10 protein-coding genes are annotated in these 12,141 nt (G+C 72.6%); 6 read left to right on the top strand and 4 right to left on the bottom strand.

What is annotated here, in order from left to right:
- Positions 1-7: 7 nt before the first annotated feature.
- Complete coding sequence (petA, locus tag GWK16_RS17725; RefSeq protein ID WP_170055309.1) at positions 8-553, bottom strand: ubiquinol-cytochrome c reductase iron-sulfur subunit; 546 nt, start codon at positions 551-553, stop codon at positions 8-10.
- Between the two features lie 208 nt (positions 554-761).
- Between petA and hemF the strand changes: the two genes are divergently transcribed.
- From hemF to GWK16_RS17710, 3 genes are all read left to right on the top strand, one after another.
- Complete coding sequence (gene hemF, locus GWK16_RS17720; protein WP_170055308.1) at positions 762-1,661, top strand: oxygen-dependent coproporphyrinogen oxidase; 900 nt, start codon at positions 762-764, stop codon at positions 1,659-1,661.
- A 72-nt stretch (positions 1,662-1,733) separates the two neighbouring features.
- The gene (locus GWK16_RS17715) at positions 1,734-2,186 is read left to right on the top strand and encodes a (2Fe-2S)-binding protein (RefSeq protein ID WP_170055307.1); all 453 of its coding nucleotides are present in this window, start codon (positions 1,734-1,736) and stop codon (positions 2,184-2,186) included.
- Entirely contained in the window at positions 2,183-4,399 is a 2,217-nt protein-coding gene (locus GWK16_RS17710) for a xanthine dehydrogenase family protein molybdopterin-binding subunit (RefSeq protein WP_170055306.1), read from the top strand. Before GWK16_RS17715 ends, GWK16_RS17710 begins: the two co-directional genes overlap by 4 nt.
- A gap of 10 nt (positions 4,400-4,409) precedes the next feature.
- Here the strand turns inward: GWK16_RS17710 and GWK16_RS17705 are convergent, their stop codons facing one another.
- The 3 genes from GWK16_RS17705 to GWK16_RS17695 form a co-directional block, all read right to left on the bottom strand.
- Entirely contained in the window at positions 4,410-5,657 is a 1,248-nt protein-coding gene (locus GWK16_RS17705; RefSeq protein WP_170055305.1) for a hypothetical protein, read from the bottom strand.
- 72 nt (positions 5,658-5,729) lie between these two features.
- Positions 5,730-7,244: a M81 family metallopeptidase gene (locus GWK16_RS17700; RefSeq protein WP_170055304.1), complete on the bottom strand. Its 1,515-nt coding sequence runs from the start codon at positions 7,242-7,244 to the stop codon at positions 5,730-5,732.
- Positions 7,244-9,784 carry a mechanosensitive ion channel domain-containing protein gene (locus tag GWK16_RS17695; RefSeq protein WP_170055303.1) on the bottom strand — a complete coding sequence of 847 codons (2,541 nt, stop codon included), beginning with the start codon at positions 9,782-9,784 and terminating at the stop codon, positions 7,244-7,246. The genes GWK16_RS17700 and GWK16_RS17695 overlap by 1 nt, the downstream gene beginning before the upstream one ends.
- A gap of 90 nt (positions 9,785-9,874) precedes the next feature.
- Between GWK16_RS17695 and GWK16_RS17690 the strand changes: the two genes are divergently transcribed.
- From GWK16_RS17690 to GWK16_RS17680, 3 genes are all read left to right on the top strand, one after another.
- Positions 9,875-11,083 (top strand): MFS transporter, encoded by a 1,209-nt coding sequence (locus GWK16_RS17690; protein WP_170055302.1) that lies wholly within the window; start codon positions 9,875-9,877, stop codon positions 11,081-11,083.
- A gap of 20 nt (positions 11,084-11,103) precedes the next feature.
- On the top strand, positions 11,104-11,298 hold the full coding sequence (locus GWK16_RS17685; protein WP_168043274.1) for a twin transmembrane helix small protein: 195 nt from the start codon (positions 11,104-11,106) through the stop codon (positions 11,296-11,298).
- Positions 11,299-11,391: 93 nt separating this feature from the next.
- Positions 11,392-12,141 carry an electron transfer flavoprotein subunit beta/FixA family protein gene (locus GWK16_RS17680; protein WP_168043273.1) on the top strand — a complete coding sequence of 250 codons (750 nt, stop codon included), beginning with the start codon at positions 11,392-11,394 and terminating at the stop codon, positions 12,139-12,141.

Genomic DNA, 12,141 nt, shown 5'->3' with positions numbered 1-12,141 from the left:
GCGTTCCTCAGCCGATCCGGATCTTGGTGTCGGAGGTGAATGCGTAGGGCGGGACCGCCAGGTTCAGCGGCGCCGGCCCCTTACGGATGCGGCCGGACGTGTCGTAGTGGCTGCCATGGCAGGGGCAGAACCATCCGCCGTAGTCGCCGCGCGGGTCGGTCGGCTTCTGGCCGAGCGGCACGCAGCCGAGATGCGTGCAGATCCCGATCACGATCAGCCAGGGGTCGCGCTGGATGCGGGACTGGTCGGTGGCGGGGTCCTTCAGTTCCGACAGGGGCGCGGCGCGCGCCGCCTCGATCTCCTGCGGGGTACGGCTGCGCACGAAGATCGGCTTGCCGCGCCACATCACGGTGATCGCCTGACCGGCCGCGATCGGCGCCAGGTCGACATCGGTGCTGGCGAGCGCGAGCACGTCGCGCGCCGGTTGCATCGAAGCGATGAAGGGCCAGGCGACAGCGCCCACGCCCACGGCGGCGAAGGACGCCGTCACCAGGTTCAGGAAGTCCCGCCGCGGCGTCCCTTCGGACGCGGTGGCGCCACCACTTGCCGCCATACCTCACCACCCCTCTTGCCGGGGCGCCCCAGGGATGACGGGGACACCGGCCGAATCTCAAGTTCCGTGAGGCCCCGCCGGACCCCCCGGTCGCCCGTGAAAAGGCGCGCGACATCACGCACGCGCAGCATTCCCTGGGCGGCGGACCTTATAAGGGTGCGTTACGCAGGGTGTCCATGCCACCCGGACGCATGCTAGGGAGCGTTACATGATCGAAGCGACCGCCGGCACGGCCCCGGTGGACCATCCGCTGGCCGCACCGGCCCGCACCTGGTTCCAGCATCTCCGCGACCTCATCTGCGCCGAGTTCGAGCGGATCGAGGACGAACTCGCCAGCGGCCCGCACCGGGACCTCCCGCCCGGACGCTTCCAGCGCACCGCCTGGGACCGCGACGGCGGCGGCGGGGGCGTGATGTCCGTGATGCATGGCCGGGTGTTCGAGAAGGTCGGGGTCAACGTCTCGACCGTCTTCGGGGAATTCTCCCCCGAGTTCCGCGCCCAGATCCCGGGCGCCGACAAGGATCCGCGCTTCCTCGCGACCGGCATCTCCCTGGTGTCCCACATGCGCAGCCCCCGCGTGCCGGCGGCGCACATGAACACCCGCTTCATCGTGACGACGCGCGCCTGGTTCGGCGGCGGCGGGGACCTGACGCCGATGTTCCCGGCGAGCCCCGAGTCGCAGGAGGACGCCCGCGGCTTCCACGCCGCCTACAAGGCGGCCTGCGACAAGGTCGACCCGGACTGGTACCCGCGCTTCAAGCAGTGGTGCGACGAGTATTTCTACCTGCCCCACCGCCAGGAGCCCCGGGGCCTCGGCGGCATCTTCTACGACTGGCTGGGGGATCGGACGCCGGGCAAGGGCATCGAGGCGGACTTCGCCTTCACCCAGGATGTCGGGCGCGCCTTCCTCGAGGCCTATCCGGCGATCGTCCGCCGCCGCATGCACGAGCCCTGGACCGGGGAGGAGCGCCAGCAACAGCTGGTCCGCCGCGGCCGCTACGTCGAGTTCAACCTGCTGCACGACCGCGGCACGCTGTTCGGCCTCCGCACGGGCGGCAATGTCGAGGCGATCCTGATGTCCCTGCCGCCGGCCGTCGCCTGGCCGTGATGCGTCGCCGGGCTTCCCCGGCCGTCCTCGCCGCACCATCTTGCGGCGAGGATGGGGATCCCTGACGAAACGATGGTCGAATTCAACGTCAACGGAACGGTTCAGCGCGTCGAGGCGGAGGCGGACACGCCCCTTCTGTGGGTGCTGCGCGATCATCTCGGCCTGACCGGCACGAAGTACGGCTGCGGCGTCGCCCAGTGCGGCGCCTGCACCGTCCTGCTGGACGGCGAGGCCGTGCGGTCCTGCTCCATCACGCTCGAGGCCGCCGCCGGCCGCCGCGTGACGACCATCGAGGCGATCGAGGACCACCCCGTGGGCCGCCGCGTCGTCGCGGCGTGGGTCGCGGAACAGGCGCCGCAATGCGGCTACTGCCAGTCGGGCCAGGTCATGGCCGCGACAGCCCTGCTCGCGGCCACGCCGCAGCCGACGCCCGAGCAGGTTGCGGTCGCGATGACGAACATCTGCCGCTGCGGCACCTACAACGCCATCGCCCGCGCCATCGCCGCGGCGGCCGGGGCCGCATGAGCGCCGCGGCGATGCGGTCGGGCCCGATCAACCTGTCGCGCCGCCGCCTGTTCGGCGCGGGGCTCGTGCTGGGCCTGGCGATGCCGAGCCCGGCACCGCGGGCGCAGGGCGCCGGCACGACGCAGCGCCGGGCGACCCGCGTCGGCGCCTATCTGCGCATCGCCCCCGACGGCGGGATCCACCTGCAGAATCCCTTCATCGAGGGCGGCCAGGGCATCGATTCGGCCGTCGCCCAGATCGTCGCGGAGGAACTCGACGCGGACCCCGCCCGCTTCACCGTCACCTGCGCTCCGCCCGGGGAGGATTTCCGCCTCCAGGCCGGGGGGCATGCGCGCTACACCGGCGGCTCATCCTCGGTGCGGTCGTCCTTTCAGCATTTCCGCACGCTGGGGGCGACGGCGCGGGCGATGCTGCTCGAAGCCGCGGCCACGCGGCTCGGCGTCCCGGCGGCATCGCTTGCGACCGAGCCCGGGCGCGTGGTCCATGCCGAGTCCGGCCGCGCCCTCCCCTACGGCGAACTCGCCGCCGCGGCCGCGGCGCTCACGCCGCCCGCCGAGGTCGCGCTGCGCGAACGGGCCGCGTTCCGGACCATCGGCCAGCCGCTGCCACGGCTCGGCGTGCGGGCCCGCGCGACGGGCCGGGTCACCTATGCCATCGACGTGAAGGTCGAGGGGATGCTGCTCGCCGCCGTGCTGCACGCCCCGCGGGCCGGTGCGCAGCCCGCCGCGGTGACCAACGAAGCCGCGCTCCGCGCGCTGCCGGGCGTGAACTCGGTCCACCGCCTCGCCGGCGCGGTCGCGGTCGTCGCGGATACCTGGTGGCGGGCGAAGCGCGCCATCGACCAGGCGCAGGTGGCCTGGGCTGCGCTGCAGGGCCCGATCATGGACGGCGACTTCACGGCGGCCGCCATGCTGGGACGGCTCAAGGCAGCGGCCGGTACGCCAGGCAATACGGCCGAGGAAGCGGGCGACGCCGCCACCGCCCTCACGGGCGCCGCGCGGATCGTCGAGGCCGAGTACGACGCCCCCTACCTGGCGCATGCCCAGCTCGAGCCCACCTCGGCCACGGCACGCTTCAACGCGGACGGAACGCTCGATCTGTGGGTGCCGAACCAGGCGCCGGACCAGTTCCTGGCAACGGCCGCCCGCGCAGCGCAGCTCGATCCCGCCCAGGTGCGGCTGAACTCCCCGCCGCTCGGCGGCTTCTTCGGCCGGCATTTCGCCTATGGGTCGGCCAATGCGCATCTGCAGGCGATCCAGCTCGCCAAGGCGACCGGCAAGCCGGTCAAGGTGATCTGGAGCCGGGAAGAGGAATTCGCCCGCGACGCCTATCGCCCCTTGGCCTTCGCGACCTTCCGCGCCGGCCTCGACGCACGGGGCGAGGTCGTGGCCTTCCAGGCCGCCGGCTATGGCGAAGGGCCGATGACGCGCCATTTCGGCGCCGCCGCGCTCGGCACGCCCCCGGTCGACCGCTCGATCATGGAAGGCCTGATCGGCAAGCCGTACCGCTTCCCCGCGAAGCGGGTCGAGTACGTGCCGGTGCCGCATCCCCCCGGCATCAACCTCGGCTTCTGGCGCTCGGTCGGGCATTCGATGAACGACTTCTTCCTCGAATGCTTCCTCGACGAGGTCGCCGAAGCCGCCGGCAAGGACCCCTTCGCCCTGCGCGCGGCGCTGCTGCCCGATCCGGGGCGACATCGCGCGCTGCTCGATGCGGTCGCGGGGATGTCCGGCGGCTGGCGGCGCGGGCCCTACGACGCGCCGGACGGTTCGCGGCGCGCGCGCGGCATTGCCCTCGCCTCGCCCTTCGGGTCCGAGGTCGCGACCATCGCCGAGGTCTCCGCCCGCGACGGCGAGGTGGTGGTCCACGACCTCTGGATCGCGATCGACCCGGGCAGCATCGTCAACCCGCGCACCATTGCGGAACAGGTGGAATCCGCCGCCGCGATCGGCCTCTCGGCCGCCCTGGCGGAGGAGGTGCAGTTCGAGCGGGGCGAGGTCGCGACGCGCAACTTCGACACCTACCCGGTGCTGCGCCGCGACCGCATGCCGCGGGTCCACGTCCGCATCGTCGAAAGCGGCGCGCAGATGGGCGGGATCGGGGAGCCGGGCACGCCGGGCGTGCCGCCCGCCGTCGCCAATGCGGTCTTCGCCCTGACCGGCCAGCGCATCCGCAGCCTGCCCTTCAGCCGGACCCGCATCGGCGCGAGCTGAATCGTCCGGTCTACAGCCCGGCTGGCGCGGCCTGGCTGACATAGGCCGCGACGCGCTCGGCGGCGTCCGCGATCGCGTGGGGTGGCGCCTTCTCGCGCGGACGGCAGGCGGCCGCCATGGCGCGCAGCTCCGGCGAGATGTCGATTCCGGCGCGGCGCAGGCCGAAGGCCGCGGCGACCACGCCGGTCGAGAGGGTATGCGCCTCGGCATAGAGCCGGTCGCGGCTGTCCGCCGCGGACGGATCGATCGCCTCGGCGATGCGGCTGACCTCCGCCGCACCTGCGCGGACGACATCGGCGAGCTCCGCCGGCGCGGGGCGCATGGCGCCGATCACGTACAACGCGTCGCGCGCCGCATCGTGGTCGGGCGAGGCGGCGCGGGCGGCAAGCGCCGCGAGGAAATCGGACCGCGCCTGCGCCGCCCGCAACGCGGCAGCCGCGACCTCGTCCTGCCAGATCGCGTTCACGAAGCCGAGCAGCGCGGCGGTCGGGGCGTCGGCGGGCAGAGCCGCGAAGTCGGCGCGGCGGCGCGCTTCCTCGCTCGGTTCGGGCGGCGGCGGCGGGGCGGGCGGCGGCCGGCGCACGACGCGATAGCGGAGCTCGGGCGGGCCGTCCGACCCCGTCGCATCCGCGGCGGCGATCCAGGGGCCGAAGGCGTCCTCCAACGCCGCAGGTCGCGCCGGCAGCGGGATCGGGAAACTCCAGGCGGACGCGCCGACCTCGCCGGCGACGATCCGCCGGTCCCCCTCGGAGGTCGTGACACTCACGCGGCCCGGGAGGATCCAGCGCCCGTCCTCCCGGCGCGCGGCGCCACGATCCAGGCTGCCGCCGCCGGAGCGGCCGCGCGGGCCGGATCGCAGATAGGCGTAGGCATGCTCGCCGGGCTCCATGCCGCGCGGCAGCCGCAGTTCCAGGGCCAGGTCGATCGGTCCGCCGGCGATCTCGGGCGCCACGTCCCGCTGCATCCAGGCCCATCCGCCCGCCGCGGTGATGATCCCCCCGACGATCAGCACGGCGTAGCCGAAGCCGCGCAGCGCCCCGTCCCCGCCGGGCCCGCCGAGCACCCGGCCGATGACCACGCCGGCGAGGGCGCCGCCGACCAGGCCCAGCAGCCCCATCGCCAGCACGAAGTATCCCGCGCCGCCTTCGAAGGTGGAGATGCGCAGCCAGGGGACCGAAAGGTCCGCGACGAAGCCGGCGTAGATCGCCGCCATGGCGCCGGTCAGCAGGCCGAGGAAGATGGCGGCAGCCCAGGACATCGCGGTCCCTCCGAGCGGATCAGTATTCCGCGCGGCGGCGCCCCTGTCCAAGCCCAGGCGATGGGTGCGTCGTCAGGGGGCCCATTCCATGGCGGGATCCAGCGGCCAGATCGGCCGCGGGGCGCGGCGCCAGGGCACGCGATTCAGCATCACCGTGGTCAGGCCCGGCACGTCGACCTCGAGGATCCGGTCGGCGGTGAAGACCTCGTCGAAGCCCGCCCGGAAATGGCCGCGCGACTTCACGACCAGGGTGCGGACGCGGGCGATGTCGACGCCCAGCGCCTCGAGCATCGCGGGTTCGCACAGCTGCCGCCGGTTGGTTGCGACCGCGACGCGCAATCCGTCCAGGCGCAGCAGCGCCATCGGGCCGAGGTCGAGCGCGCGGCCGGCATAGATCCCCCGGCGTCCGGTGATGTGCCCGTCATGCAGCGCCTCCACCACGGCGGGGGCAGCGAAGGCGTGGGAGAGCGGATGCGTCTCGGCGCGGTTGAAGCGCGCCGGGAAGGCCGCGCCGGCGCCGAGGAGATGGGCCTCCGCCGCCAGTTCCGGGTCGTTGAAGACACCGAGCACGGCGCCCTGCACCCCGGCGGCATGGAAGGCCTCGAGGATCCAGGTGGTGTTGCCGCGGCCGCCGCCGCCGGGATTGTCGGCGACGTCGGCGAACAGCAGCGGCGCGGCGCGCGGGTCGGCTCCGGTCGCGCGCGCGCGCCGGGTGGCTTCCTCGAGCGGCAGGAGATTCGCGACCCACCGCCCGCGGGAGGACCAGATGAAGCGCGCGATCTCCTCCGCCACGGTTTGCGCGCGCGCCGCGTCGGTACGCGTCGTCACAACCACCGACAGGCCGTTCTTCGGCGTATCCCCGAGCGAGAAGCCGGCGGAGATCGAGACGTTCATCACCTCGTGGTCGAGGAAGCCGCGGCCATGGGCGATCGCGTCGGCATACGGGCCGCCATCCGTGTTCTGGCTGGTCGCCGGCGGGATCATGGGCAGCTTCAGGAAGCCCTTGCGGGGCCTGAGGCCGCCGAGCATGGCGCGCATCGCCGCCGCGGCCTCGGCGCCGCGTTCGAGCATGTCGACATGCGGGTTGGTGAGGTAGGCGACCAGCAGGTCCGCCCGGTCGACCATGGTCCGCGAGACGTTCGCGTGCAGGTCGAGCGTCGCGATGATCGGCACGTCGGGGCCCACGATCGCCCGGACGCGCGCCAGCAGCACGCCGTCGGGGTCGACCTCCACCGTCGCCGTCGCCGCGCCATGCAGGGCGAGGAAGACGCCATCGACCGGCAGCGACGCGCGCAACGCGCCTTCGAACCGCAGCAGGAGGTCGTCGAAGACGTCCTGCTCCACCGGCCCGGAGGCCCCGGCGGCGGCCGCCAGCAGGGGAACCGGCGTCCAGTCCCGCCCGGCATCCATGGCGCGGATGAAGCCGGTCAGCGGCGTGGGCGCACGTGGCGCGGGGCGCGCGAGATCGGCGGCCAGCGCCGCGCCTTCCAGCCAGCAGCCTGCCTCGAACTCCGCCCGGGTCGCGGGCGGGGCGTGGCCGTTGCTCTCGAGCATGAAGGCGCCGAGGGCTATGCGCGGTGCGGCCATCACGCCTCGGCCGTTGCGGCGGCGGGGCCCGATTCCACCGGATGCCGGGCCTCGGTCCGTTCCAGCACCAGCTTCTGGTGCGGATAGGGGATCTCGATCCCGAGCTCGTCGAAGCGCTTCTTGATGCGGCGGTTCATCTCGCGCGCCACCGACCAGCGCTGGGAGGGCTCGGTCTTGAGCCGCACCCGCATGATGACGCCCGAATCGGCCAGGCGCTCGACGCCCAGGATGTCGAGGTCGTCGCGGATGGCGGGGCGCCACTTCACGTCCTCGCGCATCTCGGTGGCGATGCCCTGCAGCACCTCCGCGACGCGGTCGGTGTCCTCCCCGTAGGCGACCGAGACGTCGAGGACGGCGAAGGCGAAGTCGCGCGTCATGTTGGTCACGGTGGTGACGGCGCTGAAGGGGATGATGTGCAGGCTGCCGTCCTGCGCGCGCAGCTTGATCGAACGGATCGACAATTGCTCGACCACGCCCGACAGGCCGCCGACCTGCACCACGTCGCCCACCGCCAGCGCATCCTCGAACAGCAGGAAAATGCCGGTGATGATGTCCCGCACCAGCGTCTGGGACCCGAAGCCGATGGCGATACCGACGACGCCGGCACCGGCGATCAGGGGGGCGACGTTCACGCCGATCTCGGTCAGCACGATGAAGCCCGAGATGACGACGATGGTGATCATCAGCGCCGTGCGCAGCATGGGCAGCAGCGTGCGCACGCGGGCGCTGCGCGCCGCCTTGGCGTCGCGCGACAGTTTCTCGAGGTGCCGCTGGATGGCGGCGTTGGCCGCTTCCCAGGCCGCCAGCGCGATCATGAGCGTGAAGCCGATGGAGGCCAGAGACCCGACCAGCCGGTTGCCGAGCTTGCCCACCCCGAACCAGGCGAAGGCATCGAGGCCCCAGGCCTCGAGGAGGAACAGGAAGGTGAGGCCGCCGAGCAGGAAGGAGAGCGTGCCCTTGAGGATCGGCAGATAGCGGTTCGCCCGCGCCTCCAGGCCCGGATAGCGGCGTGCCAGGTCCGGCGTGATGCGGAAGGCGCGCGCCAGCGCCCGCCGCATGCCGACATCGACCAGCCGCGCCACGATCAGCACGGCGAGCGTCACCAGGGAGACGCGCGCCAGCCGCCAGAAGCCGCCCTGGACCTCCAGGGCCCAGACGCCCCAGGCGGCGATCAGCCAGGCGATCGCGAGGATATGCCAGACCTCGGCAGCGCGGTCCCGCGCGGCGCGGAGGAAGCGACGCGCCGATTCGACATGCGCCCCTTCGGGCGTCTCCGGCGCGCGGAGGACATCGGATACCGCGGTGCGGTTCTGCAGGATGACGATGATGAGGAACAGCGTCACCAGAAGCAGGCAGACCCGCAGGATCGAATCATAGGCCGTCCAGGGGAGGCCGAACTGCAGCCCGGCTTCGGCGGTCGCGTAGCCGACGACCAGGACGAAGGTGATCCGCCGCAGCCAGACGGTGATGTAGGCGGCCGTCTCGTCGGCCACCGGCAGCAGCCGCAGCATCGGCGAGGCGGGCGACAGCAGCATCCGCGAGGTGACCATCACGGCACGCGACGCCATGTAGGCGTTGTTGACCGTGAGCATCACGAGCTCGGTCGTCGGCAATGGCTGCACCGCGCCGATGAGGCCGTAGGAGACGATGGCGAAGGCGCCGATCGGCACCAGGTCGAGCCCCAGCCGGGCGACCACCAGCGGCACCTTGCGCAGCCAGGAATACGCCTCCCCTTCGGCCGGCGCCCGGGAATCCAGCCGGTCGCGCGCCCGCGTCAGCAGCCGTGCCGTGGCCCATTCGGCGAAAAGGCCAAGCCCGAGAACGAGGAAGAGCTTCCAGGACGCGTCGATGACGCGGAACTGCGTCACCGGATCCCGCGCCATGGAGGACGCCCAGGCCAGGAGCGACGGCAAATCCGCGATGGCCTGCGCCGCCAGGACGACCTGGTCGGTCATCGCCGAGAGCCGCTGCTGAGCGCCCTGCAGCAACTGCGCGCCCAGGGTGTTCGGCGCGAGGATCTCCGGCGCCACGACCTGGGCGCCGTTCGCGGGTTCGGCGGGCGGCGGCGTGGCGGCCGTGGCCGGGGCCGGGGCCGGCGTGGCCGCGGCGGTGCCGGCGGCCGCGCCTCCGGAGGCGGCGGTCAGGGCCTGCAGATTGCGGATCAGTTCCGCCCGACGGGCATCGTCCTGCAGCAGCCGCACCAGGCGTTCGGCCTCGCTGGACGGGACGGCCGCCGCGGCGGCAGGGGCGGCAGGGGCGGCAGGGACCGGCGCGGGTGCCTGCGCGGCGGCCGGCACGGGCGTGTGCGACTGCGGCTGCGGCTGTGCCTGGCGGGGCGGCGCGCGGCGCAGTTCGGCCGCCGGCGGCGGGGCCGGTCGTGCCGCCGGCGCCGGCGTCGGGGCGACCGGGACCGGGGCGGTGGTTTCCGCGGGCTCCGGCTCCGGGGCTTCCACCGGCACGGTCTGGGCGGCCAGGCGCACCGCCGAGACGACCACCAGCACACACAGGATCGCGAGAAGGAGCCGGTTGAAACGGGTCATGCCGGCAGGGACCCCATCCGGCCGTGTCGGGTCAAGCCGGGATAGCCCGGTTGCCGATCAGCCGTGCCGGGTCCAGCATTGCACCGCAGCATGAGTCATTCTCCTTCCGTCTGGACCGTGATGGTCGCCCTGCTGGGCACGCATCTCGCCGGCATGGGCGTCTTCATCGCCGTTCCGGTCCTCGCGCCCGCGATAGCGGCCGAAGCTGGCATTCCTGCGGCACTGGCCGGGGTCCATACCGCCCTGGTCTATGGTGGTGCCCTGATCTCGGGGCCCCTGGCCGGGGCCTTCATCCACCGCTACGGCGGGATAAGGGTCCTCCAGGGGGGGCTTGCGATCTGCGCCGCGTCGATCGCCCTGACGGTGCTGGCCCATCCGGCAGCACTCGCGGTCTCGGCGCTGGCGTGCGGCATCGGGCACGGGCCGGTCACCCCGGCGGGCAGCCACCTGCTGGCCCAGAAGGCGCCGCCCAACCGGCGGGCGCTGATCTTCAGCCTCAAGCAATGCGGGGTGCCGGCGGGGTCGATGCTGATCGCGGCTATCACGCCGGTCATCGCCATCGCCTTCGGCTGGCGGGCTGGGATCCTGGCGGTCGCCGCGCTGCTGGCGGCCATGGCGCTGCTGCTGCAACCGTTGCGCGGGCCGCTCGATGCGGAGCGGAACCGGTCGGCCGCGATCGGCAACCTGCGCGCGGCCTGGGGGGCGGCGCTGGGCAGCCTCGCGACGCTCCGCACCGCGCCGATCCTGCGCCGGATGACGGTCATGTCGGCGCTCTACGGCATCTCCCAGTTCTGCTTTTCCTCCTTTTTCGTGGTCTTCCAGGTCGAAGCATTGGGCGTCCCGCTGACCGAGGCCGGCTTCCGCCTGGCGCTCGCCCAGGCCGCCGGCGTCGTGGGGCGCGTCGCCTGGGGGCTGGTCGCCGACCGGGTGGGGGCGGCGCCGGTGCTGCGCGGGCTCGGGATCGCGGCGGCCGCCTCGGGCCTCGCGCTGCTGCTTTCCGGCCCCGGCTGGCCGGGCTTCATCCTGACCCTGGCCGGGATGGGCATGGGCGCGACGGCGATCGGCTGGAACGGGGTGTTCCTGGCCGAGACCGCGCGCCTCGCCGAACCCGGCAAGGTCGGCGCGACCACGGCGGCGGCGGGTTTCGTCTTCGGGGCCTGCATGCTGGTGGGCCCGCCGCTCTTCACGCTGATGGTCCAGGCGTCCGGCGGCTATGCGCTGGGCTTCGGCTTCTGCGTGGTCACCGCCCTGCTCGGCGCATCGCTGGTCCGCGGCACGGGGGCTGTTGCCAGGGCCTGAAACCGCGCTAGGTGAACGCCATGGTCACGTTCCTGACGATCCTCGTCGCCCTGTCCATGCTCGCCACCCTCGGCGTGCTGTTGTCGGGCGTGCTCGGCATGTCCGGCTCCAAGGCCGGTGGGGAACGGTCGAACAAACTGATGCGATGGCGGATCGGCCTGCAGGCCCTGACGCTGGTCCTCTTCGCCATCCTGCTGCTGGTGATGAAACGATAGGGGCAACTTGCCCCGCTTAAGTCACCCCCGTATTTTCCGCCCCCTGCGCGCGGCCGGGCCGTGCGCCCCATCCGGAAGGCACACGGTAACGCCATGAAGGTCCTCGTCCCCGTCAAGCGGGTGGTCGACTACAACGTCAAGGTCCGCGTGAAGGCGGACGGCACGGGCGTCGAGACGGCCAACGTCAAGATGTCCATGAACCCCTTCGACGAGATCGCGGTCGAGGAAGCGGTGCGCCTCAAGGAAAAGGGCGTGGCGACCGAGATCGTCGCCATCTCCGCCGGCCCCTCCGCGGCGCAGGAGCAGATCCGCACCGCGCTCGCCATGGGTGCCGACCGCGGCATCCTGGTCGAGCACGACGGCACGCTCGAGCCGCTGGCGGTCGCGAAGATCCTCAAGGCGATCGTCGACAAGGAAGGCCCGGCGCTGGTCATCCTCGGCAAGCAGGCGATCGACGACGACATGAACGCCACCGGCCAGATGCTGGCGGCACTTCTCGGCTGGGGCCAGGGCACCTTCGCCTCGAAGGTCGAGAAGGACGGCGACAACCTGAAGGTGACGCGCGAGGTCGATGGCGGCCTCGAGACCGTCTCGCTCAAGCTGCCGGCGATCGTGACGACCGACCTGCGCCTGAACGAGCCGCGCTACGCCTCGCTGCCCAACATCATGAAGGCGCGCAAGAAGCCGATCGAGACGGTGAAGCCGGGCGACCTCGGCGTCGACGTCACGCCCCGCCTGACCGTGCTCAAGGTCGAGGAACCGGCGAAGCGCCAGGCCGGCAAGAAGGTCGGTTCCGTGCAGGAGCTGGTCGAGAAGCTGCGCACCGAAGCGAAGGTGATCTGA

The sequence above is a fragment of the Neoroseomonas marina genome (genome assembly GCF_012927745.1).
In the GTDB taxonomy this organism is placed as follows: domain Bacteria; phylum Pseudomonadota; class Alphaproteobacteria; order Acetobacterales; family Acetobacteraceae; genus Neoroseomonas; species Neoroseomonas marina.
This window is presented reverse-complemented; position numbering and strand designations above follow the sequence as displayed.

Excerpts from the sequence above, each read along its gene's own strand:
- petA (WP_170055309.1), bottom strand. The coding sequence starts at position 553 with ATGGCGGCAAGTGGTGGCGCCACCGCGTCCGAAGGGACGCCGCGGCGG.
- hemF (WP_170055308.1), top strand. The coding sequence starts at position 762 with ATGATCGAAGCGACCGCCGGCACGGCCCCGGTGGACCATCCGCTGGCC.
- GWK16_RS17715 (WP_170055307.1), top strand. The coding sequence starts at position 1,734 with ATGGTCGAATTCAACGTCAACGGAACGGTTCAGCGCGTCGAGGCGGAG.
- GWK16_RS17710 (WP_170055306.1), top strand. The coding sequence starts at position 2,183 with ATGAGCGCCGCGGCGATGCGGTCGGGCCCGATCAACCTGTCGCGCCGC.
- GWK16_RS17705 (WP_170055305.1), bottom strand. The coding sequence starts at position 5,657 with ATGTCCTGGGCTGCCGCCATCTTCCTCGGCCTGCTGACCGGCGCCATG.
- GWK16_RS17700 (WP_170055304.1), bottom strand. The coding sequence starts at position 7,244 with ATGGCCGCACCGCGCATAGCCCTCGGCGCCTTCATGCTCGAGAGCAAC.
- GWK16_RS17695 (WP_170055303.1), bottom strand. The coding sequence starts at position 9,784 with ATGACCCGTTTCAACCGGCTCCTTCTCGCGATCCTGTGTGTGCTGGTG.
- GWK16_RS17690 (WP_170055302.1), top strand. The coding sequence starts at position 9,875 with ATGAGTCATTCTCCTTCCGTCTGGACCGTGATGGTCGCCCTGCTGGGC.
- GWK16_RS17685 (WP_168043274.1), top strand. The coding sequence starts at position 11,104 with ATGGTCACGTTCCTGACGATCCTCGTCGCCCTGTCCATGCTCGCCACC.
- GWK16_RS17680 (WP_168043273.1), top strand. The coding sequence starts at position 11,392 with ATGAAGGTCCTCGTCCCCGTCAAGCGGGTGGTCGACTACAACGTCAAG.